Genomic DNA, 23,319 nt, shown 5'->3' on the forward strand with positions numbered 1-23,319 from the left:
AAGGGCGGTGGCGGCAATGGTCAAAGCCATCAAGTTGCTTGACTGGTTTGGCCATGGTCTGGGGGAATGTGCCGCCTGTAATGGCCCTATCGCGAGCAGGCTCGCTCCCACAGTGATTGATGGCGGAGCCTCGATTCTGTGACCACCCTGATATCCATGTGGGAGCGGGCTTGCTCGCGAAAGCGGTGTGTCAGCCACAGGGATGTTGGATGTGCCGGCCTCTTCGCGAGCAAGCCCGCTCCCACAGGATCCGGCGCGACCCGGCAATAGGTCAGTCGGTCTCGTTGAGAATCAGGCTGCGATAATGCCCCGGGTTGGACCCGGACCATTTGCGAAACGCCTTGTAAAAGGAACTGGCATCGGCAAAACCCAGGCGCGAGGCGATTTCGACGAAGCTGATGGAGGGCTCGGCCAGCCAGGTGATCGCCAGGTCCTTGCGCACGCTGTCCTTGAGCCCTTGGTAGGTCTGGCCCTCTTCCGCCAGGCGTCGACGCAGGGTCGAGGCGGACACACACAACTGCTGGGCCAGGGCCTCGGTTTCCGGCCACTGGTCGGCGGGCAGTTGCCGCAGGTCGTGGCGGATGCGGCTGGCCAGGCTTTGCGGGTTGCGGTATTTGACCAGGATGTTGGCCGGGGCCTGGGCCAGGAAGCGCTTGAGCTCATCGGCGTTGCGCCGGATAGGCAGGTCGAGGCATTCGGCAGCGAAAATCATCCGCGTGCGTGGCCGGTCAAAGCGCAGGTTCTGGGAAAACATCACGCGGTAGTCGTCGCAGAAATCCGGCGCCGGGCAGCGCAGTTCGACGGACAGAATGGGAATACGCCGCCCGGCCAGCCAACAGGCCACGCCATGGACGATCATCCAGTAGGTGAAATAAGTAAAGGCGCGGCGCGGCGCCTGGTCATCTTCCAGCAGCACGATCTCCGCCAGGCTTTGCTGGCGCACCCATTGAGCCGGCAGGTGTTCGAGCATCAGCGACAGAAACCCCAGCCCCGCCGTCAACCCCGTCGCCAGCGTGGGCTGGGCCATGGCGCACTGGCAGAGAAACGCCAGGCTGCCGGACTTGAGCTTGCGCGGGTCCATGCCGAAAAACTCGTCATCCAACCGCCGGGCCAGTAAACGCCAGAGCCGCGCATAGGCATGGGCCGGGACCCGCGCCTGGGGATCGTCGAGCAGCGCCGGGGCTATGCCGACCTTGCTCAGGACCTCATCGGTAGCGGCTCCGGGGGCGCAGCTTTGCAGGAGCGCCTCCCGTACCAGCTGGATGGAAATGGTGTCTTTTTCCGACATGGCGCGGATGTTCACAGGATCCGGTAGAGCAGCCGTTCGATCCGCACCCGGCTGACCCGCTTCAGGAACCTGGCCACGGCCTCGGGGTAGTCCGGCAGGGTTTCCAGGTCCAGGTAACGCTCTATCCGCTGGGTGTGGCGGTAGATCTGCTCGAGTTCGGCCTGGCGCGGCGCAAGCAGCTCGCCCTTGGGGTCGTCCAGCAACAGTGCGTTTTCCAGGTCCAGGCGAAAGGCCCGGGGGTTGAGGTTGTTGCCGGTCAGCAAGGTGTAGCGCTCGTCTACCCACATGCCCTTGAGGTGATAGGTGTTGTCCCCGTCGCGCCACAAGTGCAGGTTCAATTGACCGCTGTCGATCGCCCGTTGATGCCGTTTGGCGAAGCGGCGCAGGCTGATTTCGTAGAGGTAGGGCAGCGCCGCGATGATCTTGAACGGCTCGCTTGGCGGAATGTAGAAGTCGTTGGCGGTCTTGTCACCGACGATGATGTCGATCTTGACCCCGCGTGCCAGGGCGCGGTTGAGCTCCCGGGTCACGGCCAGGGGCAGGTTGAAATATGGGGTGCAGATCGTCAGTTGCTGGCGGCTGCTGGCGATCAGTTCACCGATCACCCGGCTCAGGGGATTGTTCTTGCCCACGCCCAGCAATGGGCTCACTGACAGGCCGCTTTTGTCGAGGCTGCCGGCGCTGGTGTCATAGGTCGCGTACTTCAACCGACTGCGCAGGTCACCGATGTCCTTGCGCAAACTGCGGGTACTGGGCAGGTTCGGCAGGTCCAGGCGATGCACGGCCCGGGAAGTGACCAGGCCATGCTGCACCAGGTGGTGCATCGAATCGGCCAATGCCGTGTTCTGCAACAGGTGATAGCGGTCGTAGCGGTATTTGTCGAACTTGTGCAGGTAGACGTTATTCAGGCTGGCGCCGCTGTAGAGCACGCAGTCATCGATCACGAAACCTTTCAGATGCAGCACGCCGAACAACTCGCGGGTCTGCACCGGCACGCCGTAGATCGGCACTTCGCTGGCATGGGTGCGCGTCTGCTCCTGATACCACGCCGAGTTGCCCGGCTGCTTCTTGGCGCCGATCAGCCCGCGCTGGGCCCGTAGCCAGTCCACGACCACGACCACGTCCAGTTCCGGACGCGCCGCTTTGGCGGCATGCAGGGCATCGAGGATTTCCTGGCCGGCCTCGTCCTGTTGCAGGTACAGGGCGACGATGTAGATGCGCTGGGTGGCCTGGGCGATTTTCTCCAGCAGGCAACGGCGGAATTGAGCAGCGCCATCGAGGATGGTCACCGCGTCGGCGGTCAGTGCAAAGCTGCGCAGCTTGGGCAGCAGGGAGCGTTTGAAGAGCGACGGCATAGGGCTCGCAAAAGGTCGATTCCGAAGAACGGATGAGCTTACACCATGGATGGGTTCGGGTCTTCCTGTCGTCAAGAAAAAAAGACTTGACCAAGGAGAACGATCATTCTACTTTCAGCTCATGAACGATATCACTGGTAATGAAACACGAGACATCATCCTCGATGTCGCCGAAAAGTTGATCTATAGAAGTGGCATCGCTGCCACCGGCATGGACCTTCTGGTGAAAACCGCCGGCGTCTCCAGGAAAAGTGTCTATCGCTACTTCGCCAACAAGGACGACCTGATCGTGGCCGCCCTCAAGCGACGGGACGAGCGCTGGATGCAATGGTTCAGCACCGAGGTGGACAAGGCGCCCACCCCCACCGCACGGCTGCTCAACCTGTTCACCGTGCTCAAGGGCTGGTTCGACAGCGACGGTTTTCGCGGCTGTGCCTTCATCAATACCAGCGGCGAAACCGGTGATCCGCAAGATCCGGTCCGCCAGGTGGCGAAGATGCACAAACAGAAGTTGCTCGACTACGTGACCCGGCTGTGTGTCGAACAAGGTGTCGAGAGCCCGGATGCCCTGGCCCGCCAACTGCTGATCCTGATCGATGGCGCTATTACCGTGGCGCTGGTCATGGGCGACCACAGCGCGGCTGACCACGCCCAGGACATGTTGAAGAAGTTGTTACACGCCTGACCCGTAAGCCCCTGTGCAATTCATCACCTCACTGGAGATCCGCCATGTCTGCCTCTTCTGAAGTTCGTCCGCCGTTGCCGCCGTTCACCCGTGAATCGGCGATCGAGAAAGTTCGCCTGGCCGAAGATGGCTGGAACGCTCGCGACCCACAAAAAGTATCCCTGGCCTACACACTGGATACCCAATGGCGCAACCGCGCCGAATTCGCTCATAACCGCGAAGAAGCCAAGGCATTCCTGATCCGCAAGTGGGCCAAGGAGTTGGATTATCGGCTGATCAAGGAACTCTGGGCCTTCACCGATAACCGCATCGCCGTGCGCTACGCCTATGAATGGCACGACGACTCGGGCAACTGGTTCCGTTCCTACGGCAACGAAAACTGGGAGTTCGACGAGCAAGGCCTGATGTTCAACCGCTACGCCTGCATCAACGACATGCCAATCAAGGAAAGCGAGCGCAAGTTCCATTGGCCCCTGGGTCGCCGGCCGGATGATCATCCGGGGTTGTCTGAGTTGGGGTTGTAGTTCCCTGGCATGTCGCCAACTGAACCACCCATCGCGAGCAAGCTCGCTCCCACAATTTGGATTTTTGCGAACACACCTGTTGTGTCCGACTTGGATCCCCTGTGGGAGATTCTATGGTTGAGGGGAAGCCCTCAAGCCGCTTTTGGTTGGTATTCGCTTTGTCCTTTCAGCAAAGCGAATACGATCCGAGCAAGCTTGCGAGCCAGTATTACTAGCGCCTGCGTGGTAGCGAAGCCCCGAGCTCTTAGTTTTTCATAAAAGCCTTTCCAGGCAGACGTACGGCTGGCCGACATGGCTGCGTTGTGTAAAAGCCGACGAACTTCCGGGTCGCCGCGTTTGCTCAAGCTTCGCCGGTCATCTTTTTGTCCTGATTGGGACACTCGCAAATCCATTCCCAAGAAAGCGATAAAAGCGTCTGCATTCTTGAAGTCGCCCCGCTGAAATGCCGTAAGCAAACGAGCTCCGGTCAAAAATCCGATGCCCTCGACTTTCAGGCAACGGTTCAGTTGACCTAGCAAACCGGCATTTTTCAGATGATCCTTGATCGTCTTCTCGATCAATGTCTCAAGCCTCTGCATGGCGGCGATTTGCTCGGCGAAAGCTGTCTTCAGTAGTGGCTCGTTCGCCCAGCTTTGTACCAGGGCGACTCGAGCCTGAACCAAGGCAGCACGACGGCGGAAAAGGCTTAGAAGCTGGCGATACAACGGAGATGGCGGCGCCCATGGATGAAGCTCATGCCCTTCGTTCTTCAGGTAACGAGCCAGCAGCTTGGCGTCCAGCGCGTCGGTTTTGGCGCGTATTTTTACGCCTTTGCGGTAATGATGAAGTTCATAACCGCCCACCATATAGATCGTGCAACCGGCCTCATAGGCCAGATCAGCAAAATCCAAGTGATAGATATTGGTCGACTCAATGGCTACATCGACGGGTCCCGGCAATACTTTCAACCACCTTTTGATGGCCGCCTTGTCGTTAGGAATCGCTTCCAACACATCAAGCTCTGCGTGATAGATCACCAGCTCGTTCTTGGCGACATCCACGCCCACGATTGGCTTTGTGACAGAAACCGGCATTGCCATTGGAAATCCTCCGGGCTAAGGTTTGAACACTTGAAGGGGTCACCCAGAGGCGCAGGCTTGTCTCTATCGTCGATCCAGGCCGAAGCATTCTTTATCGGCGCTTGGGTGAAAGGAGGAGGGGCGAAATCTCCCACGGTCTGTACTGCGCTAACAGTCAGAATCGAGCCTTGTCCCTCCTCCTCCCTTCAAGTCCTACCATACAAGCGGGCTTGCTCGCGAAGAGGCCGGCACATCCAACATCACTGCAAACTGATACACAGCTTTCGCGAGCAAGCCCGCTCCCACAATAGCGCTGTGGAGTGCACAGCAGCGCCAGACCAGCGGCCCCTCCACCGGGCTTGACCCACATGCCGCCAGGCATCACATTGCCTGGGTCGGCGATAAGCCTGCTGTTTCGTTGTGCAGCATTTTTTGTGGAGCCCATGACCGCGTCGATTCCGATCCGTCCCCCCTGCCCGCCCGGCGTCTGCGATTGCGGGCGTGATGCGTTGCTGCAAGCGCCCGGCAGCGACCTGCGCATCCTTTGCCTGAACCGCCAGGAAGAAAAACGCCTGCTCGAACGCCTGGAGAACATCCAGAGCCTCGATGAACTCCAGCGCCTGCAACATCGCTTGTACGAGAACCTGGGTATCCGCTTGAGCGTCGAGCCCGGCCACAACGAAGTGCGGACCATGCGCGGCATCGCCATCGAATTCCAGGACCAGCCCGGCCTGTGTCGCAAGATCCGCCAGTCGATCCCTGCCGCCATCCGCCGCGGCCTGGAAAAACGCCCCGAGATCGCCTGGCGACTGCTGGATGCCCACGACCTGTTTCGCGATACCTGAACCCGACCAGCTCCCTCCCTGGAGCGGCACCTCGACCTAGAAATCCACCGTCGCGGACAGCAGGTAGGTGCGCGGGGTCGACAGCGTCAGCCCAGGCTCACTGTCATCCGACGCACCGGCCGAACTCCAGTAGCGCTTGTCGGCCACGTTTTCGATGTTGGCCCGCAGGGTGATGTTCTTCTCGTCGATCTTGAAGCCGTAGCGAGCGCCCACGTCGAAACGCGTCCAGGCATCGATTTCCTTGGTGTTGGACTGGTCCAGGTACTGCGCGCTGGAGTAGATGCCTCGGCTGGTCAATGTCAGGCCCTGTACCGTCGGCACGTCCCATTCGGCACCTAGATTGACGTTGTACTTGGGCGTGGCCGGTGCGCGGTTGCCATCGAAGGCGCCATTGGTGGTGTCGGTCAGTTCGCTGTCGATGAACATCACACCGCCGAGCAAACGGGTGCCCTTGAGCGGTTCACCGAACACGCTCAACTCCACGCCGGTGTTTTCGCGTTTGCCGTTGGGGCCGAAGACGCGAGTCGTGGCGTCGGTCGCGTAGGCCGGTTGCTTGATCCGGAACACCGCGGCGGTGACGGCGAACGGGCCGGCGTCGTACTTGGCGCCCACCTCGACCTGACGGCTGATGAACGGCGGAAAAATCTCATCCTCGTTCACCGAGGTCGACGGCGCGATCTTGCCCTGGCTCAGGCCTTCCATGTAGTTGGCATACAACGACAGCTTGTCTGTCGCCTTGAACAGGATGCCGCCCGACGGCGAAACCTTCTCCTCATCGTAGGCGGTGTCGCCCTTGACGTTATTGGTCCAGTCGTCAACCTTCACCCGTTGCCAGCGAGCGCCGAGGGTCAGCAGCAAGCGGTCCTCGAACAGCCCCAGGGTGTCAGACAACGCCACGCCGCTGAAGCGGTTCTCGGTGTAGACCTTATCGTCCTGTCGCGTCGGGTTGCTCGGCGTTGGGGTCTGCACCGGGTCGTACAGGTTGCTGCGGCCGTTGGCGTAACGAGCGCCACCATTTTCGAAGTCCATGTAGAAATAGCTGGCCGCCAGGTTGACCTCATGGCTCACCGGACCGGTATGGAACCAGTTGCGCACCCCGGCCGTGGCCGTGCGGACATTTTCCTCCCGGGTAAAGTCACGGGGCTGGACGGTGAAGTCACCCGCGTCATTGGTGACCGAAACGTTGTGCCGAAGGAAGTCGTGGTCACTTTTACGCGCGCCGACACCGCCGTACAGCATCACGGAATCGCTGAGATCGAACTCAGCGTTCACGGTGCCGAAAGTGTCCTGGGTGCGCGCCTTGCTCCACCGCTGGGCGTAGTTGTCGCGCACATCGCTGGCGTGAGGGACCTGCGCGTTGGGGCCGACCTGCACACGTTCCTGGGGCGCGTCGGTGTTACGTTCGGTGTGGCCAATGTCGGTCGACAGTCGCAGGCGTTCCCCGCGAAAATCCAGGCCCAGCACCGCCATCTCGCGGTCCACGCTCTGGTGATCCCATTCGGTGTCGCCCGCCTGCTTCACGCCGTTGAAGCGGATACCGAACTTGTCCTCCTCACCAAAGCGCCGACCGACATCCACCGCCCCGCCCAACTGGTTATTGGAGGCGTAGCTGCCGGTAAATGAGGTGATGGGCTTGTCGGTGGCGCGCTTGGGCACCACGTTGATCCCGCCCCCCACGCTGCCCCGCGGCGAGACACCGTTGATGAGCTGGCTCGGACCCTTGAGGATATCGACGCGTTCGGCCATCTCCATATCGATGGTGTAGGTCGGCAGGATGCCGTAGAGGCCGTTGTAGGCGACATCGCTGTTGAACAGGCTGAACCCACGAATGGTGAACTGCTCGTAGCGCCCCCCCGCCGGGTTGGTGGCGCGGACCGAGGGGTCGCTGGCGATCAGGTCGCCCAGGGTCCGCGCCTGCTGGTTCTTGACCGTAGTGCTGGTGTAGGTGGTCATGCTGAACGGCGTTTCCATGAAATCCCGCGAGCCCAGCAAGCCTTGGGAACCGCGCCGTGCCACCTGGCCGCCGGCATACACCGGACTGTCCGTCGTCGCCGCCGCGGCGCCGAAAATCGAGGTGGGTGCCAGTTGCAGGCTGCCGCCTTCCGGCGCTGGCATCAGGATGTACGCCTGCTCCCCCACCGGCTGCAATTGCAGGCCCGAGCCTCGCAACAGCCGGGCAAACCCCTCTTCCACATCAAACTCCCCCGAGAGCCCGGCGCTGTTGCGCCCGCTCACCAAGGCTGGGTCCACCGAGAGGTTGACCCCGGCCAGCCCGGCAAACCGGGTCAACGCCGCGCCAAGGCTGCCAGCCGGCACCTGGTAACTGCGCCGGGCGACTTCTTCGGCCCGGCTCGATGAGATGAAAAAAGGGCTGGCAACCAGGCTCAGCATGAGGCTCAGGTTCAACAGCGGACGCCAGCCGGCAAAGGCCGGGCGCAAACGCAAAGGTACAACTGCGGACATTGGAAAGCGCTCTCGTTTTTGTTCAGTTGCCTTGAATGACAAACGAGACAAAAAAAGGGGACAGGCCTTGTGGCGAGGGGATTTATCCCCGTTGGGCTGCGCAGCAGCCCCCAACCAGACCACTCGGTGTGCCATTAAGATCGAGGTCGTTGCTTTTGGGGCTGCTACGCAGCCCAACGGGGATAAATCCCCTCGCCACAGGGGTATCACTGCTGGTTTCTATTGCATATCGGCCTCAGGCCAGATTTTTGCGAAGCGTCAACGTCACCCAGTAACGAGTACGCATGTGCACGTCCAACGGCAGGCTGGCGGCAAGCAGCGTGAGGATTCGATCAGTGTTGTCCAGGCGGAAGCTGCCAGTGATACGCAGCGGTTCCAGGGTTTCGTCCCAGCGCAAAACGCCAGGACGATAACGGTCCAGCTCCCGCAGGAAATGCCCCAGCGGCTGGTCCTGCGCAACCAGTACCCCGTCACGCCAACCCAGCTGGGCCGCGTCGAACGCCCGCACCGGCCCCGCGCCTGAGGCCTGGAAGTTGACCTGCTGGCCCCCTTCCAAGCTCAGCGAAGGCCCGCGCAAGGGTTGCAGTTGCGCCGAGCCGCTAAGCACCGACACCCGGCAGTCGCCCTCACCCAAGTGCAGGCAGACTTCGCCACGATTGAGGGTGATGAGCCCATAGGGGGACTGAACGGACAGCGGCGTGCTCCCGGCGAGCTTGAGGGCCATCTCCCCGCGCACCAACACCAGGCGCCGAGCGTTGAGATCCAGGTCGACGGCACTGTCGGTGTTCAGTTGCAGCGCACTGCCATCGACCAACGTCCAGCGCCGTTGCTCCCCCGTGGCGGTGTGCAAGTCGGCGCGCCAGACCTCCAACGGCAGCTCTCGCCCCAACAGCCAGGCAGCCGGGACCAATGCAGCGACGCCCAATGCACGCTTGAGCACCGCGCGCCGGGCCAGCGCCGGACGGTCCAGGGTTGCCATGCCCAGGGAGGCTGGCACCCCGGCAAAGCGCTGGCGCAATCGCTGGGCCTTCTGCCAGGCCGCCTCGTGGTGAGCGCTGCTGTCGCGCCAGCGTTGCAGGGCCGCCGAGTCGAACGTATCGCCGTCGAATTCCATCAGGGTCAACCAGCGGGCAGCCGCCCGTGCCGCTTCACGGGCCTCGGGTGATGGCGTCGACGACATCAGAAGTCCACCAACAGGCAGTGCTCGTAGGCCTGGGCCATGTAGCGCTTCACGGTGCGCTCGGAGACTTGCAGGCGCTCGGCGATCTCGCGATAACCCAGGCCTTCGAGCTGACTCCATAAAAAAGCCCGCCGCACCAAGGGCGGCAGGCCATCGAGCAATTCGTCCAGGGCTTGCAGGGTTTCCAGCAGCAGCCAACGCTGTTCCGGCGACGGCGCGCAGGCTTCAGGCAGGTTCGCCAACGCGTCGAGGTACGCCTGCTCCAGGTTGCGTCGGGTGTAGAAGTTGCTCAGCAGGCGCTTGCCGACAGTCAGCAGGTAAGCCCGGGGTTCTTGCAGGTCAGCCAATGGCTGGGCGCTGGAAAGCACCCGCAGGAAGGTATCCTGGCGCAGGTCCGCCGCATCCCAGGCATTGCCCATGCGCCGTCGCAACCAGCCTTCCAGCCAACTCCCGTGGTCACGGTACAACGCATGGAGGGATTGCTCCGTCGGCGTAACTGCATCACACATGTCCAGAAGCCTGCGCAAGGTCTTAAATGAGACTGATTCTAATTAATGTTCGCGCATGAATCCAAGTTGTTTATGCAAAGTGTGTCTAAAAGGGGATTGTTGGGGCTGCTACGCAGCCCAGCGGGAGCAAGCTCCCTGCCACAGGGGAATTCAGGAACACCCTGCCCTGTGGGAGTTTTTGTGGGAGCAGGCAGGTCTTTTGCGAGCCAGTGTCATCAGTGACTGGCATGCAACGTCTTCGGCACTTCCGGCATGGCCGAAGAGTGGTGGTTGATGATCTTCCACTGGCCATCGAGGCGCTCGTAAAGAAAGGTGTAGCGCGCCTGGACTTCGCGCTTGGAACCATCGGCCTGGGTCAAGGTGAAGGTATAGACGCCGCTGTCCATCGCCGCGTCAGGCCCCAGGTGACGGATCTCGCGGTAGTTGATTTGCCCCACCGGCTTGCCCGCCAGGAAGTGCTCGAAGTAATCCTGGATCAGCGCCGGCGTATTGCGCACCTTGTTGGAAACGGTCGGTTGCAAAATCGCATCCGGGGCATAGAGACCGGTCACGGCAGTGGCGCTACCGGTTTGCAGCGCGGCGTTCCAGCGGTCGAACAGTGCGGCGATTTCTCGATCATTCACGTTCTTGGGCTGTTCGGCCACGGTGCGATACACGTAGGGTGTGGCCTCGACAGCCTGGACAAGCGGCGCGGTCAGCAGGAAAAAAGCAGCGATGGCACAGGTTTTCATTTTCATCAGAAGGCTCCTTTGGGTTTCAATGAGCCCACTTTGCCGGCCTTCCCCACCTTCGCCATCGGCCAACCGGTGCCAATCGCCTATGCCATTCGGCAGATAGGCCCGTTGCCGGTGACACGTTTTAATGGCGCCACCGCGAACCGTCCGATCTTTTTCACGCTGGAGTTCCCCATGCAAAGCCCACCCCATGATCCCGGCAGTGCCCTGGCCATCCGCAGTCAGTATCGCCAGTCGCAAAGCCGCGCCGCGCGCCTGGGGCTGTTGCTGGGCACCGGCCATGAACTGATGCAGTTGCCGCTGCCGGCCATGCGTCAGCGGGCACTGCAACGGGCGTGCGCGTTCATGGCGATGGACCACGGCCTGCTGCTGGAGTGGGCACCGGATAACACGTTGCGCACCCTCGCCAGCCACGGCAGCGTGGAACGCGTCGACCTGCTCGCCAAGCTGGCCCAGCCGCAGACACCCGGCCCGCACTGGCTCGAATCCCCCGGCAGCACCCTGCCCCAGGTCCTGCGGATTCCATTGCGGACCTCCGATGGCGTGACGTTCGGGGCCTTACTGCTGGGCAACAGCGTCGCCCTCGGCGCGCCAGACAACGAAGACATCGAGTCGCTGCAATTGCTGGCGACGCTGTTGGCGGCGCATCTGGAAAACAGTCGCCTGGTCGAAGCCCTGCAAGCCCGCGAGCGGACCATGTCCGAGTTGGTCCACCGCTTGTTCAGCGCCCAGGAAGACGAACGCAAGCGCGTGGCCTACGACCTGCACGACGGCCTGGCGCAAAACCTGGCCGGGTTGCACCAGCGTTTGCAGGGTTTCGCTGGTCGCTGTCCATCCCTGCCACCGGCGCTGGCGAGCGAGTTGCAGGCCATCCTCGACCTGGCCCAGGGCTGCGTCGGCGAGGGGCGGCAGTTGATCGGGGGCCTGCGCCCTCACGTGCTGGATGATTTCGGCCTGTACAAAGCCGTCGACAAGGAAGCCGATCGCCTGCGCGACGCGGGCCTGAGCGTAAGCTGGGCCGAACACAGCAGCGCGCGTCTGCCGGGCAATTCCGAGATCGCTCTGTTTCGCATCGCCCAGGAGGGTATCAACAACATCCTCAAGCACGCCCAGGCCAGCCATGTGCACTTGGGGCTGGCGGTGAAAGATGGCCACGCGTGCCTGCGAGTAGAAGACGATGGGCGTGGCTTTGCCCTGGAACAACCCGTCGAGACCAACGGCAGCTGCCACCTGGGGTTGGCCGCCATGCAGGAGCGCGCCAACTTGCTGGGCGGCCATCTAGCCTGTTGCAGCCAACCCGGCGGTGGCACTCGCTTGCTCGCCAGCGTGCCGCTACCGTCCCCCGGAGTACAGCCATGAACCGCCCTTTGCGCCTGCTGCTGGCCGATGACCACGAAGTGACCCGCACCGGTTTTATCAGCATGCTCGCCGACAGCCCAGGATTTGAAGTCGTCGGCGAAGCCCGGGACGGCCAGGAAGCCCTCGACCTATGCGAGCGGCTACAACCGGATATCGCAATTCTCGACATCCGCATGCCGGTCCTCAACGGTTTGGGCGCGGCGCGAATCCTTCAGCAGCGCCAGCCCGGGGTCAAAGTGGTGATCTTCACCATGGACGACAGCCCCGACCATCTCGAAGCCGCCATTGGTGCGGGTGCGGTCGGCTACCTGCTCAAGGATGCCAGTCGCGATGAAATGCTCGATGCCCTCAAGCGGGTTGCCCAAGGGGACGAGGCGCTGAACAGCTCGGTCAGCGCGCGCCTGCTGCGCCGCATGGCCGAGCGCGGTGCCGGTAACGCCCCACAGGTCCAGGCCCTGACCGCCCGCGAGCGCCAGGTATTGGGGCTGGTGGCCAGCGGTTTCAGCAATCGTGAAATCGGTGAAAAACTGGGCATCGCGCCCGGCACCGCCAAGGCCCATGTCGAGCGCGTCATCGGCAAGCTGGGCGCCGCCGACCGAACCCAGGCCGCCGTGCGCGGCGTGGCCCTGGGATTGGTGGCGCAACCCGCCGGGCAATGGCCATGAGGTTTCTCGCCGCCCGCCGCTGGGCCGACCTGCCATTGCGGGGCAAGGCCCTGGTGGTGATTTCCCTGCCCCTGGTGGTGCTGTTGCTGTCGCTGGTGCTGATCTATATCACTGAACGCCAGACCGCACGGGCCGAAGAAGATGTACGCCGGGTGCTGCTGGTCCAGGGTGATATCCAGACGGTCCATACCCTGCTGGCCGAGGCCGCGGCCAGCGTGCGCGGTTACCTGCTGACCCGGCGCGAAGATTTCCTGCCCAGCTACGAACAGGCCACTCCGCTGATCCAGGCTGCCTTGCAGCGCCTGGACCAGAACATTCGCGATGCCAGGATGCGCGAGCACCTCAAGACCATCACCCCGCTGATCGCCGACAAGCTCGACGGCTTGGTCGCCTTGCGCAACGGCAAGCGCGACGACCCCGAGGCCATCACCGCGATCCTGATCGAAAACAAGCAGGTGCTGGACGTACTGCGCGAGCAGATCAGCGCCATGCGCATACGCGAGGATGGCCTGCTGGCCGAGCGCAGCGCCGCCGCCTCGGCCACGCGCATGCGGCTGTTGTTCGCCACGTTGCTGGCGGCGGTGTGCGGGTTGCTGGGGGCCATCGTTGCGGTGCTGTTTCTGTCCAAGGGCATCGTCGCCCGGGTCCAGCAGGTGCAAGGCAACGCCCAGCGCCTGGCCTTGGGCCAACCGTTGTTGCCACAACCGCCGGAGCAGGACGAAATCGGCCAACTCGGCACGCGCCTGGTGGAGGCCGGGCAGTTGCTCGCCGAACGCGAGCGGGCCCTGCGCGATAACGAAGAACGCTTGCGGCTGATCATCGACGGGGTGAAGGACTATGGGATCTTCGCCCTGGATGCCCAAGGCTACGTCACCACCTGGAACGCTGGCGCGCAGCGGATCAAAGGCTACACCGAGCAGGAAATCCTCGGCCAGCATTTCTCCCTGTTCTACTTGCCCGAGGAATGCCCGGCGCACCCGGACCTGGCCCTGCGCGAAGCCACCCGCGACGGCCACTACATGGAAGAAGGCTGGCGTTGTCGCAAGGACGGCAGCCGCTTCTGGGCCAGCGTGGTCATCACTGCCCAATACGATGCCACGGGCGCGTTGCGCGGTTTTTCCAAGATCACCCGCGACATCACCGACCGACGCGCCGCCGAAATCGCCTTGCGCACCGCCCGCGAGGAAGCGGAAAGCGCCAGCCGGGCCAAGAGCGAGTTCCTGTCGCGCATGAGCCACGAACTACGCACGCCCTTGAACGCCATCCTCGGTTTCGCGCAACTGCTGGACATGGATTCCACCGCCGGTCAACGCCCCCAGGTCAGCCACATCCTGCGGGCCGGCCAGCACTTGCTGGCGTTGATCAACGAGGTGCTGGACATCGCCCGGATCGAGGCCGGGCGCCTGCCCTTGAACATCGAACCGATCGCCCTGGCGACGGTGCTGCACGAAGCCTTGACGCTGGTTTCACCCATGGCCGCCGACGCCGGAATCCACTTGGTCGACCTACCCGCACTGCCCGACGACAGCGGTGTGCTTGCCGACCGCCAGCGCCTGGTACAGGTGTTGCTCAATTTGTTGTCCAACGCCATCAAGTACAACCGACCCGGCGGCGAGGTGCGCATCGAAGTGAGCGTCCAGCCCCATCAGGTGAGCATCGCCGTCCACGATACCGGCCATGGCATCGCCCCGGAACAGCTGGGCCAACTGTTCAAACCCTTCGAACGCCTGGGCGCCGATCCGCAGGTCGAAGGCACCGGACTTGGCTTGTCCTTGAGCAAGAACCTGCTGGAGATGATGCAGGGCAACCTGCAGGTCCACAGTGAGCCCGGGCACGGCTGTTGCTTTACCCTGCAACTGCCCGCCACCCAGGTGATCGGCACGCACTTGCCACCCATCGCCGCCTTGGCCGTGACGCGCGCCCCCGTGGACTATCACGGCAAAATCCTCTGCATCGAAGACAACCTGTCGAGCCTCGCATTGATCGAGACCCTGATGCAGCGTCGGCCCGGCATCCAGTTATTGTCGAGCATGCAAGGCCAGATGGGCCTGGACCTGGCCCGCCAGCACAGCCCGCAACTGATCCTGCTGGACGTCACCCTGCCGGACCTGGAAGGCCTGGAAGTTCTGCGGCGCCTGCGCCAGTCCCCGGCCACTGCCGCCACGCCCGTGCTGATGATCACCGCCGATGCCAGCGACCTGACCCATCGTGCCCTGCGTGACGCCGGGGCCACGGCGATCCTGACCAAACCTATCCATATCCAGGCCTTCCTCGGCCACCTCGAACACTATCTACCGGAGCCCGCATGAATCGCGACTTGCGCATTCTGATCGTCGACGATCAGCGCCCCAACCTGGACCTGATGGAGCAACTGCTGGCCCGCGAAGGGTTGCACAACGTGCTGAGCAGCACCGAACCGTTGCGCACGCTGGACCTGTTCAACAGCTTCGAGCCGGATCTGGTCATCCTCGACCTGCACATGCCGGCGTTCGACGGATTTGCCGTGCTGGAGCAACTGAACCGGCGCATCCCGGCCAACGATTACCTGCCGATCCTGGTCCTCACCGCCGACGCGACCCGTGACACCCGCCTGCGGGCCCTGGCCCTCGGTGCCCGGGATTTCATCAGCAAACCCCTGGATGCGCTGGAAACCATGCTGCGCATCTGGAACCTGCTGGAAACCCGCGCGCTCTATAAAGCGTTGCGCGAGTTGATCCCGTCCCAGCAGATCGAACTGTTGCGCCAGCACCGTCCCGCCGCCGACCCGGCCTAGCCTGGCGGCCGTTTCAGCGAGGCCATCGAAGCATGGGAATCACCGAACGAACATCGGCAAACGGCCTGCAAGCGCACATTCGCGGCGAACGCCTGGCCACTTCCGACGGCGTATCGAGCAAGGAGATCCTGGTGGAGATCTTTGTCCGTGAGCGCAGCGAAGCCCACGTCGTCGTGCCGGCGGTGGCCGAGCCGTTGCTCGTCTGGGTGTTATCCGGGGAGGCCATCGTCGAGGAACGCGCCGGCCACGGCGAGTGGGAAGCGAATACGGTGCGCCGCGCGGATTTTTTCCTGACCACCTCCCCTGATCCATATGAGATGCGCTGGCAAGTGACCAGCCCTGAGCCGTTCGTGGTCATGCATGTGTACTTGGGCCTGGCGTTGCTGGAACGCGCCATTGCCGAAGCCGGCGGTAGCGGTGCGATTCAGCTGCGGGAGGTCTCTGGGGGGCAGGACGAAGTCCTTTCGGCCTTGCTCGAACAAATTCGGGCAGAGTTGACCCGACGCGGTGAACCCAGTGCCTTGCTGATCCAGGGTGTGGCGCAATGTGTGGCGGTGCATTTGGCGCGGCATTACCTCGATGCCGAGGCAGAGGACATGTCCGGCCGCAACGCCCTGCCCGCCTTCAAGCTCAAGCGCGTCATCGGCTTGATGGAGCAATGTCTGGCCGAACCTTTCTGCCTCGCTGACCTGGCCCAGGCCATTGACCTGAGCGAGTACCACTTCAGCCGCCAGTTCAAGCGCGCCACCGGCCGCTCACCCTCGCAGTACTTCATCCAGCTGAGAATGGCCCGGGCCCGCCAATTGCTGATGGAAACCGAGCGCAGCGTCATCGATATCGGCCTGGAAGTCGGGTATGGCAGCGCCAGTCACTTCTCGCAGATCTTCCGCCGCGAAGTGGGCGTGGCGCCGAGTCATTACCGTAAGTAAGGACCACCACATCCCCTGTGGCGAGGGAACTTGCTCCCGCTGGACCGGGCTGGCGCTCCAGCGCGCAGCGGTCCCAAAGTCTTGCGGTCGCTGCGCAACCGAGCGGGAGCAAGCTCCCTCGCCACAGGGGTGCTCTTGGCCGATGTCGAGATACGGCGCTTACTTGATCCGGTAGTGAAACGTATTGCGCACCGCTGGCACCTTCACCGCCTTGCCATCGATGATTCGTGGCTGATAACGAAACCCCTGGGCAGCGGCCAGGGACGGTCGGATGAACAATGGATGGCAACCGTCGATGACCTTGGGGCTGTCGATCCGCCCGTCCGGCATCACGCTGTATTCCACCGTGCAATCGCCCTCCAGGCCCTTGTCCAGGGCGCGTTGCGGATAATCCGGGGCTTGCTTGCTCAGCGGTTGGTAGCTGCGGCTGTCGGCGGCGGCCTGGCGCGCCTGCTCAGCGTGGCGTTGTTGGGCAAGCTCCTGCGCTTGCCGGGCCTGGTGCTGCTGTTCGGCAGCCTGCCGCTCGGCGTCTTGCCTGCGTCGTTCGCTTTCCTGGCGTTCGCGCTGCTGGGCCTGTTGCTCGCGCCTTTGCTCCTCGACCCGTTTGCGGGCCAGTTTCGACTGTTCCAGCTTCTGCGCCTGGACTCGCGGATCAGCCACTGGCTTGGTCGGGACAGGGCGCGGCGCATCCATGGGTGGCGGGACAGATTCGACCGCGGCGGGTGCAACAGGGGTCACAGCCGCCGATACGGGCGCTTCGGGTACCGCTGCCGTCGGCAGCATCACCAGTTGCGTGCGCAGCACCCGCGGCGTTTCGGCGGCGGGCTTCTCCACGCGCCATCCCAACACCAACGACCCGATTATCGCGGCATGTAAAGCCACGGCGAGTCCTGCCGCCAGGCTGTTTTTCCAGAAGCTGCGACCCAGCGCAGGCACACTCAAGGAAGGACTGTGCATGATCATCGCCGTCATTGCGGCGCCTCGGTCACCAGTCCCAGGTTGCTCACGCCGCCCTGCTGCAACGCGGCCATGGCCGCGACGACCCGGCCGTAATCGGCATGCTCGTCGGCACGGATGTACACCTGGGTATCGCTGCGCTCGGCCACGACCTGCGCCACCTTGGCGCGCATCTGCTCCAGGTCTACGGCGCTGTCGGTCTGGTGGTGGGTGTCCAGTTCACCGCCCAGGTTCCAGTAGTAACCGCCCTCGGCCTTGACCGACAGGGTGAGGATTTGCTGGCGACTGTCGGTGGCCAACGCTTCGCTGGCGACCTTGGGCAGTTCGATCTTCACACCCTGGGTCAGCATCGGCGCGGTGACCATGAAAATCACCAGCAGTACCAACATCACGTCGATGTACGGCACCACGTTCATTTCGGCCTTGGGGCCGTGCTTTCGTTGTGGCTTGACGAGCATTTGCCCTCTCCTTTCAAGCGGCCGCGGCCATGTTCGCCGGGGCACCGTGCAGCTTGCGGTGCAGACGCGCCTGCAGCTCGTTGCCAAACGCGTAGTAACGGGTCAGCAGCGTCTGGCCACGGGCCGCGAAACGGTTATAGGCAATCACCGCCGGGATCGCGGCGAACAAGCCGATGGCCGTTGCGATCAACGCCTCGGCGATGCCCGGAGCCACCGTGGAGAGACTGGCCTGCTGCACTTGGGACAGGCCGATAAACGCATTCATGATCCCCCATACCGTGCCGAACAAGCCGATGTAAGGACTGACCGAGCCGACGGTGGCAAGAAACTGCAGCCCCTTCTCCAAGTGGACTTCTTGTTCGCTGATCGCCACCTGCAGCGAGCGCTCGACGCCTTCCAGCACCACCTCGGGCGTGCTGGAAGGCTGGTTGAGCTGAGTGAAAGCCAGCAAACCCGCCTGGAAAATCGGCGTGACGCCACCGGCTTCTTCGCGCACTTGTGCGTGTTCCCGGTACAAGGGCAACAGGTCCTGTGCGCCGCGAAAACGCTGCATGAAACCGTTAAGCTGACGCTCGTAGCGCTGCAGCACGGCGCTGCGCTGGATAATCAGGTACCAGCTCAATAACGAGGCCAGCAGCAACGTGAGCATGACCGCCTTGACCAGCAGACTCGCGTCACTGATCAGGCCCCAGATCGTCATGTGTTCCAAAGTGGCTTGCATGGTTGAAACTCCTGTCCGGCGGTTATTCGATGAAATGTTCGTGACCGGTTGATGACAACGTCGCTCAAGGCAGGCCCAGCGCTTTCGCGACGTCGGCCCAGGGCACGAACTTGAAGTTCTGGGTCTGCTCGGGCATGCGCTTGCGGCCGTCCTGGACCACCAGCATCCCCTGGCTCCACGGCCCGCCGAGGTTCGCCGAGGTCACTTCCAAGCCATCGGTTTCCGAGGCGCCATCAATCCCTGCGGCCGCGTTCAGGCCGACTCGGAAGGCGCCGCGCACGGCGAAGGGCGGCTCGGCATCGAGCACCAGGTAGCTGTCGTTGCCCTGGCTGGAGATCACCAGGTAGTCGTGGCCCTCGGCCTGATACAAGGCCATGCCTTCGACGTCGGCGTGCAACGGCGGGCCGACCTTGATCACACTGTTCAACGTGGCCGGCTGTTCGGCCCGGGCATCCACTGTCCAGACGCCCACGTCCTCCTCACCCAGAAACAAGCGCTGGCGCTGCTCATCGGCCACGCACCCTTCGGGCTGGCTGGCGACGCTGAACTGGCGCACCAACTGACCGCGCACTACGCCGTCCGGCGCGCTGAGGCGGTACTGCTCGAAGCGCCCGTCCTTGCCGTTGGCGAAGGCATACAGTTCACCTTCGGCCGGTTGGAACAGGCAGATGCCGTAGATTTCCTTCAAGGACGTCGCAATCTCCCCCGCTTCACGCAACTCGCCGCTGGCACGGTCGATGCTGAACAGGCTCAAGCTGTTGCGATCACGGTTGCTGGCCACCGCCAGGTCGACGGTTTGCGTGCCCAGCTTGAAGCCAGGCCGCACATCGACGTTGTTCAGGCGCCCGACCGGCAGCTCCTGCAGCAACTTGCCTTGCAGGTCGTAGGCCAGCAGGCCTTGCTTCTTGTTGGTGCCCAATACCCGGCTCAACCCGGGCGTAGTCGGATGTATCCAGATCGCCGGGTCATCCGCGGCATCCCCCTGACGGGCCACCGGTTCACTCTGGGCGATGGCGGCGACACTCGGCAGGACCGGCGCCAACGGCGCGGGGCTGGGTTGCCAGCCGAGTTCACCTTGGTACAGGTGTCCGTCGTCATCGTCGCGCAGCAGCACTTCGATACCGGTTTTCGTCCGGCGTGCCGCAAGGCTTTCCGGCTCCTTCAGGCCTGGTAACGACAGCTTGGCGCGTGGTGCCCAGCGTTCACCGTCCTGCTGATACAGATGCAACTGCGCGGCGTTGGGGTCAAGGCCCATTACACCGCCGGACACTACGGCCAGGGCGCCGGCCGCCTGCTGGATATCACCGAACGGCGCACGCATCGCCACCGGCAACCGCACGGTCTCGGCTTCGGAGGATGCCGGGTAGGCCCACCAGCCGCCCCGTTCTTCGTTGACGAACAATTGCTGGCTGTCGTCCTGCACCTGGCAGGTCTTCGCATCCGGCGGCAGCGGCACGCCACGCACCCGTTGGGCTGTCGCGCCCAGTTGCTCGCCAGCGCCCACCAGCCATTGCTCACCCTTGCCCTCCTCACCCACCAGGAACACAAACAGGTTGCTCGCTTCGTCGCGGTACAGGCACAGACCGTTTACCGGGAAGTCCCGCGTGGGCAGGTACAACGGCGTACCCCACTGGCGGTTGTGTGGATCGAGGCTGACGACCAACGCTTGCTGGCGCGTGCTGTCGAGGCTGGCCACCAGCACGTTCGCGCCAAGCGCACGGCTGTCGATGCCGTCGAAGGCGCCTTTCAGGCGCGTCAATTCGCGACCTTGGTCATCGAGCAAGAACAAGCCTTCGCGGGCACTGGCCAGCCGCTCGGTCGTTGCAGCGCCGGGCAAGAATCCCAGGGCATTGAGCGACAGTTGCTGGGCTTGGGGCCAGGGTTGCAGCTTCAGCTTGGGCGCTGGGGAAGCGGCCAGGGCGGTGACCGATGCCAGGCTGATCAGCATTGTCAGCAGGCAGTGCTTGGGTAAAGACAACATCGTGTTCAACGGGAAAATCCTTGTCGTTGGGCCGAACTCAGAAATCGCAGGTTCGCCATTTTCTGTGGCGAGGGAGCTTGCTCCCGCTGGGCTGCGCAGCAGACCTTTCTTGTGGGCGCTACGCACCCAAGCGGGAGCAAGCTCCCTCGCCACAGGGATTGGCATCGGTGGTCAGAAATGGGTAAACGTCAGCCCCAGCTTGTACGTCGGGCCGTACTCTTCGTACTGGCCGTTGTAGGAGCGGTGGCCGGTGTAGACGAAATACGATTCGTCGGTGAGGTTCTGGGCCTCGAGGCTGACTTGCAGGTTCTTGGTCAGCGAATAACGCGCGCTGAAATCGACGAAGGTCTGGGCGTCGACGTGCAGGTCATGGTCGCGGTCGCTGATGGATGCCAGCTCGAACAGGTACGCGGACTTGTAGTTGGCCGACAGCCGCAGGCTCAGCTTGTCGTTTTCCCAACCCAACATCAGGTTGCCGACCGTGTCCGATTGGTTCGGCAAGTCGATGCTGCGCTTGCGCTGGGTGCCACTGGCCTGGTCGAAACCCTCGATCTCGGCATCTGAACGGCTGAAGGTGGTGTTGGCGCCGAGCAGCAGGCCGTTCCAGGGTGCCGGCAGCCAATCGAATTTTTGCGAGTAGGCCAATTCCAGGCCATACAGCTTGGCGCTGTCGCCATTGGCGTAACTGTGGGCCTCGGCGAAATCAGTCCAGGCGCCAGTGCCGGCCAGGTCGGTGTTGTAGACGAAGTTCTTGATGTCCTTGTAGAACACAAAGGCCGAGACCGTGCCGGCGTGGCCCATGAAGTGCTCGATGCCCAGGTCCAGGTTGCTCGATTCCAGCGGCTTGAGGTCCGGGTTGCCGAAAGTGGCCTCGTCATCATCGATGACAAAACCCGGCGCCAGTTGCCCGAAGGTCGGACGCACCACGGATTTGGTCCACGCCGCACGCACCTGGGTGTTCTTGTCCAGTTGGTAGCGTGCATGCAGGCCCGGCAGCCAGTGGTGGTACTTGCGTCGGGTCTCGGTATCGGTAAATACCCCGTCGGTGGCGCCGGTGCCCTTGGCTTCGAACTCGGTGCCTTCGTAGCGCATGCCGGCGATGAAACGCCAGTCATCGATGTCGACGGTGTTCATCAGGTAGCCGGCGTTGATGTCCTCGCTCATCTTGAAGTCGTTGACACGCGACTCTTGCTCGTCAAAAAAGTCATCGCGATTGAGGCCGCCCAACAACTGCTTGATGGCATCGGCGCTGATGCCCGGGCCGAAGCGCCCGAGGCGGTAATCCACGTTGCCTTTCTGGAACTGCCCAAGGTTTAGTTGCTCGTCGGTGAAACCCAGGTCGTCGAAGTCCTCGTAGACCCAGGCATCGAGGTCGTTGTCCTTGTCCCGCCGGCTGACTTTGCCGCCGAACTTGACCTGGGAGGCATACCCCCCGAGGTCATAGTCCCGGGCCAGGTCCAGGCGCAGGTTTTTCTCGGTGTCGGTGGTTTTTTGCTCTTCCCAGTCCACCTTGTCGAGGCTGAAGTTGGCCGGATTGTAAAAGCCTGCGCCTATGATCGGCCGTGGCTTGTCGTTGTCATGGAAACCGCCGTTGAAACCATCGACACCTTCGAAGGTGGCACCGGCAATGTGGCCTGGGCTGTCTTCGCTGGATTGGCTGTAGCCACCCTGGCCGCTCAGGGTCCACAGACCGAACATCCGCTCGCCACCGAGCACGTAGGATTGGATTTCCTGGGTTTCTTCCCGTTGCTTGAGCCTGCGCTGGCCCTCGGCGTCGCCCAGTTCACCGGCGGCCTGCGGGTCTTCGAAAGCGATGCTGGTGGCGTTGCGGGTTTCGCTGTCCTTGTAGCGACTGTAGAGCGTGCGCAGGTAATAGCTGCTGACGTCATCGGGCTTGTAATCGAAGTTCAAGCCGCCGCCGGCCCGCTCGCGACGGATGTCGTAGTCGCGCTGTTCGAACTCTTCGAGGCGTGAGCCTTGTTCGAAGTCCCAGGCGCCGCCGGTTTCGACGTTGTCCGAGCCGAAGTCACGTTTCTGCCAACTCAGTGCCGCGGCCACGCCGAAGTTGTCGATGCCATCGCCAAGACTGAAACGGTCGCTGATGGCGCCGGAAAATTTCGGGCTGGTCTGGCCGGTGTTCTTGTCGTAGCTGGCTTCGCCGCTGCCGGTATAGAACAGGCCCTTGTGATCGAAGGCCGAGAGGCTCTTGACGTCCACCGTACCGCCCAGGGAGTTGGCGTCCATGTCCGGCGTCAGGGTCTTGATCACCGACAACGACTGCACCAGCTCCGAGGGCAACACGTCCAGGGCAACGGCGCGACGCTCGCTTTCCGGCGCCGGTACCAGGGTGCCGTTGATGGTCACGCTGTTGAGGTCCGGCCCGAGGCCGCGCACGCTGACAAACCGGCCTTCGCCCTGGTCGCGCTCGACGCTGACACCGGGCAGGCGCTGCACCGCTTCGGCGACGTTTTCATCGGGCAATTGCGCCACGCCGTCGGCGTGCACCACGCTCTTGATGCTGTCGGCGCTGCGCTGCTCCTTGAGGGCCTGGTCGATACTGGCCGCCTGGCCGACCACTTCAACGTGTTCCGTGGCACCGGCCGCCTGCTCCGCGGCGCTCAGTCGCTCACTGGCAATCGCCATGGCCAACGCGGTGATGGTGAAACCGACGAGCCCGGCAGTGCTTGTGCGGTGATACATGGTGATCCTCCCCAGGAATCCGGAAATCCGCCAGGCAATGGCCCGGCAACTGGGAGGGCACGCTAGGGGTGGGGAATGACGGTTCTGTGACAGGCAGGGGCCGCAGAAGCCAAGCGGGTAGGTTTTGAGTGGATT

The 23,319-nt window shown here is 62.9% G+C and carries 20 protein-coding genes; 8 read left to right on the forward strand and 12 right to left on the reverse strand.

All coding sequences use genetic code 11. The annotated features are described in order from the left end of the window. Positions 1-271: 271 nt before the first annotated feature. Together HU715_RS08770 and pssA are read right to left on the reverse strand one after the other, a co-directional pair. Positions 272-1,288 (reverse strand): AraC family transcriptional regulator, encoded by a 1,017-nt coding sequence (locus tag HU715_RS08770; RefSeq protein WP_186705579.1) that lies wholly within the window; start codon positions 1,286-1,288, stop codon positions 272-274. Between the two features lie 11 nt (positions 1,289-1,299). Next, positions 1,300-2,643 (reverse strand): CDP-diacylglycerol--serine O-phosphatidyltransferase, encoded by a 1,344-nt coding sequence (gene pssA, locus HU715_RS08775; RefSeq protein ID WP_186705578.1) that lies wholly within the window; start codon positions 2,641-2,643, stop codon positions 1,300-1,302. 121 nt (positions 2,644-2,764) lie between these two features. Here pssA and HU715_RS08780 point away from each other — a divergent pair, with 121 nt between their 5' ends. Both HU715_RS08780 and HU715_RS08785 read left to right on the forward strand, forming a co-directional pair. Further along, entirely contained in the window at positions 2,765-3,328 is a 564-nt protein-coding gene (locus HU715_RS08780) for a TetR/AcrR family transcriptional regulator (RefSeq protein ID WP_186705577.1), read from the forward strand. A gap of 44 nt (positions 3,329-3,372) precedes the next feature. After that, positions 3,373-3,852: a nuclear transport factor 2 family protein gene (locus HU715_RS08785; protein WP_186705576.1), complete on the forward strand. Its 480-nt coding sequence runs from the start codon at positions 3,373-3,375 to the stop codon at positions 3,850-3,852. Between the two features lie 131 nt (positions 3,853-3,983). Here the strand turns inward: HU715_RS08785 and HU715_RS08790 are convergent, their stop codons facing one another. Beyond that, positions 3,984-4,931 (reverse strand): IS110 family transposase, encoded by a 948-nt coding sequence (locus HU715_RS08790; protein ID WP_186710884.1) that lies wholly within the window; start codon positions 4,929-4,931, stop codon positions 3,984-3,986. A 422-nt stretch (positions 4,932-5,353) separates the two neighbouring features. Here HU715_RS08790 and HU715_RS08795 point away from each other — a divergent pair, with 422 nt between their 5' ends. Next, positions 5,354-5,755, forward strand: a complete 402-nt coding sequence (locus HU715_RS08795) for a hypothetical protein (protein ID WP_186706818.1) — start codon at positions 5,354-5,356, stop codon at positions 5,753-5,755. Between the two features lie 36 nt (positions 5,756-5,791). Here the strand turns inward: HU715_RS08795 and HU715_RS08800 are convergent, their stop codons facing one another. From HU715_RS08800 to HU715_RS08815, 4 genes are all read right to left on the reverse strand, one after another. Further along, on the reverse strand, positions 5,792-8,218 hold the full coding sequence (locus HU715_RS08800) for a TonB-dependent receptor (RefSeq protein ID WP_186706817.1): 2,427 nt from the start codon (positions 8,216-8,218) through the stop codon (positions 5,792-5,794). 235 nt (positions 8,219-8,453) lie between these two features. Further along, entirely contained in the window at positions 8,454-9,398 is a 945-nt protein-coding gene (locus tag HU715_RS08805; RefSeq protein WP_186706815.1) for a FecR domain-containing protein, read from the reverse strand. Further along, positions 9,398-9,907, reverse strand: coding sequence for a sigma-70 family RNA polymerase sigma factor (locus tag HU715_RS08810; RefSeq protein ID WP_186706814.1), 510 nt, complete (start codon positions 9,905-9,907; stop codon positions 9,398-9,400). The genes HU715_RS08805 and HU715_RS08810 overlap by 1 nt, the downstream gene beginning before the upstream one ends. A gap of 215 nt (positions 9,908-10,122) precedes the next feature. After that, a complete protein-coding gene (locus HU715_RS08815) occupies positions 10,123-10,644 on the reverse strand; it encodes an SgcJ/EcaC family oxidoreductase (RefSeq protein ID WP_186706812.1) in 522 nt (173 codons plus the stop codon). Between the two features lie 171 nt (positions 10,645-10,815). Between HU715_RS08815 and HU715_RS08820 the strand changes: the two genes are divergently transcribed. Genes HU715_RS08820 through HU715_RS08840 form a run of 5 tightly spaced genes read left to right on the forward strand, consistent with a single transcriptional unit; the run spans position 10,816 to position 16,367 of the window. After that, positions 10,816-12,000, forward strand: a complete 1,185-nt coding sequence (locus HU715_RS08820) for a sensor histidine kinase (protein WP_186706822.1) — start codon at positions 10,816-10,818, stop codon at positions 11,998-12,000. Then, complete coding sequence (locus HU715_RS08825) at positions 11,997-12,665, forward strand: response regulator (protein WP_186706810.1); 669 nt, start codon at positions 11,997-11,999, stop codon at positions 12,663-12,665. The genes HU715_RS08820 and HU715_RS08825 overlap by 4 nt, the downstream gene beginning before the upstream one ends. Next, positions 12,662-14,974 carry an ATP-binding protein gene (locus HU715_RS08830; RefSeq protein ID WP_186706809.1) on the forward strand — a complete coding sequence of 771 codons (2,313 nt, stop codon included), beginning with the start codon at positions 12,662-12,664 and terminating at the stop codon, positions 14,972-14,974. The genes HU715_RS08825 and HU715_RS08830 overlap by 4 nt, the downstream gene beginning before the upstream one ends. Further along, entirely contained in the window at positions 14,971-15,438 is a 468-nt protein-coding gene (locus HU715_RS08835) for a response regulator (protein WP_053187808.1), read from the forward strand. The genes HU715_RS08830 and HU715_RS08835 overlap by 4 nt, the downstream gene beginning before the upstream one ends. Positions 15,439-15,470: 32 nt before the next feature. Further along, positions 15,471-16,367 carry a helix-turn-helix domain-containing protein gene (locus tag HU715_RS08840; protein ID WP_186706807.1) on the forward strand — a complete coding sequence of 299 codons (897 nt, stop codon included), beginning with the start codon at positions 15,471-15,473 and terminating at the stop codon, positions 16,365-16,367. 159 nt (positions 16,368-16,526) lie between these two features. Here HU715_RS08840 and HU715_RS08845 read toward each other — a convergent pair whose 3' ends face one another. The 5 genes from HU715_RS08845 to HU715_RS08865 all read right to left on the reverse strand — a co-directional run bounded on the left by HU715_RS08845 (position 16,527) and on the right by HU715_RS08865 (position 23,184). Then, positions 16,527-17,339 carry an energy transducer TonB gene (locus HU715_RS08845; protein ID WP_186706805.1) on the reverse strand — a complete coding sequence of 271 codons (813 nt, stop codon included), beginning with the start codon at positions 17,337-17,339 and terminating at the stop codon, positions 16,527-16,529. After that, positions 17,336-17,782, reverse strand: coding sequence for a protein TolR (gene tolR / locus HU715_RS08850; protein WP_186706804.1), 447 nt, complete (start codon positions 17,780-17,782; stop codon positions 17,336-17,338). The genes HU715_RS08845 and tolR overlap by 4 nt, the downstream gene beginning before the upstream one ends. A 13-nt stretch (positions 17,783-17,795) precedes the next feature. Further along, positions 17,796-18,503, reverse strand: a complete 708-nt coding sequence (gene tolQ / locus HU715_RS08855) for a protein TolQ (RefSeq protein WP_186706802.1) — start codon at positions 18,501-18,503, stop codon at positions 17,796-17,798. 64 nt (positions 18,504-18,567) lie between these two features. Beyond that, positions 18,568-20,484, reverse strand: a complete 1,917-nt coding sequence (locus tag HU715_RS08860; protein WP_186706821.1) for a phytase — start codon at positions 20,482-20,484, stop codon at positions 18,568-18,570. 171 nt (positions 20,485-20,655) lie between these two features. Next, positions 20,656-23,184, reverse strand: coding sequence for a TonB-dependent receptor (locus HU715_RS08865; RefSeq protein ID WP_186706800.1), 2,529 nt, complete (start codon positions 23,182-23,184; stop codon positions 20,656-20,658). Between the last annotated feature and the right edge of the window lie 135 nt (positions 23,185-23,319).

The organism is Pseudomonas zanjanensis, from assembly GCF_014268745.2.
GTDB classification, from domain to species: domain Bacteria; phylum Pseudomonadota; class Gammaproteobacteria; order Pseudomonadales; family Pseudomonadaceae; genus Aquipseudomonas; species Aquipseudomonas zanjanensis.

What these genes read in the sequence shown, in the direction of transcription:
- HU715_RS08770 (WP_186705579.1), bottom strand. Translation starts at nt 1,288, where the DNA reads ATGTCGGAAAAAGACACCATTTCCATCCAGCTGGTACGGGAGGCGCTC.
- pssA (WP_186705578.1), bottom strand. Translation starts at nt 2,643, where the DNA reads ATGCCGTCGCTCTTCAAACGCTCCCTGCTGCCCAAGCTGCGCAGCTTT.
- HU715_RS08780 (WP_186705577.1), top strand. Translation starts at nt 2,765, where the DNA reads ATGAACGATATCACTGGTAATGAAACACGAGACATCATCCTCGATGTC.
- HU715_RS08785 (WP_186705576.1), top strand. Translation starts at nt 3,373, where the DNA reads ATGTCTGCCTCTTCTGAAGTTCGTCCGCCGTTGCCGCCGTTCACCCGT.
- HU715_RS08790 (WP_186710884.1), bottom strand. Translation starts at nt 4,931, where the DNA reads ATGGCAATGCCGGTTTCTGTCACAAAGCCAATCGTGGGCGTGGATGTC.
- HU715_RS08795 (WP_186706818.1), top strand. Translation starts at nt 5,354, where the DNA reads ATGACCGCGTCGATTCCGATCCGTCCCCCCTGCCCGCCCGGCGTCTGC.
- HU715_RS08800 (WP_186706817.1), bottom strand. Translation starts at nt 8,218, where the DNA reads ATGTCCGCAGTTGTACCTTTGCGTTTGCGCCCGGCCTTTGCCGGCTGG.
- HU715_RS08805 (WP_186706815.1), bottom strand. Translation starts at nt 9,398, where the DNA reads ATGTCGTCGACGCCATCACCCGAGGCCCGTGAAGCGGCACGGGCGGCT.
- HU715_RS08810 (WP_186706814.1), bottom strand. Translation starts at nt 9,907, where the DNA reads ATGTGTGATGCAGTTACGCCGACGGAGCAATCCCTCCATGCGTTGTAC.
- HU715_RS08815 (WP_186706812.1), bottom strand. Translation starts at nt 10,644, where the DNA reads ATGAAAATGAAAACCTGTGCCATCGCTGCTTTTTTCCTGCTGACCGCG.
- HU715_RS08820 (WP_186706822.1), top strand. Translation starts at nt 10,816, where the DNA reads ATGCAAAGCCCACCCCATGATCCCGGCAGTGCCCTGGCCATCCGCAGT.
- HU715_RS08825 (WP_186706810.1), top strand. Translation starts at nt 11,997, where the DNA reads ATGAACCGCCCTTTGCGCCTGCTGCTGGCCGATGACCACGAAGTGACC.
- HU715_RS08830 (WP_186706809.1), top strand. Translation starts at nt 12,662, where the DNA reads ATGAGGTTTCTCGCCGCCCGCCGCTGGGCCGACCTGCCATTGCGGGGC.
- HU715_RS08835 (WP_053187808.1), top strand. Translation starts at nt 14,971, where the DNA reads ATGAATCGCGACTTGCGCATTCTGATCGTCGACGATCAGCGCCCCAAC.
- HU715_RS08840 (WP_186706807.1), top strand. Translation starts at nt 15,471, where the DNA reads ATGGGAATCACCGAACGAACATCGGCAAACGGCCTGCAAGCGCACATT.
- HU715_RS08845 (WP_186706805.1), bottom strand. Translation starts at nt 17,339, where the DNA reads ATGACGGCGATGATCATGCACAGTCCTTCCTTGAGTGTGCCTGCGCTG.
- tolR (WP_186706804.1), bottom strand. Translation starts at nt 17,782, where the DNA reads ATGCTCGTCAAGCCACAACGAAAGCACGGCCCCAAGGCCGAAATGAAC.
- tolQ (WP_186706802.1), bottom strand. Translation starts at nt 18,503, where the DNA reads ATGCAAGCCACTTTGGAACACATGACGATCTGGGGCCTGATCAGTGAC.
- HU715_RS08860 (WP_186706821.1), bottom strand. Translation starts at nt 20,484, where the DNA reads ATGTTGTCTTTACCCAAGCACTGCCTGCTGACAATGCTGATCAGCCTG.
- HU715_RS08865 (WP_186706800.1), bottom strand. Translation starts at nt 23,184, where the DNA reads ATGTATCACCGCACAAGCACTGCCGGGCTCGTCGGTTTCACCATCACC.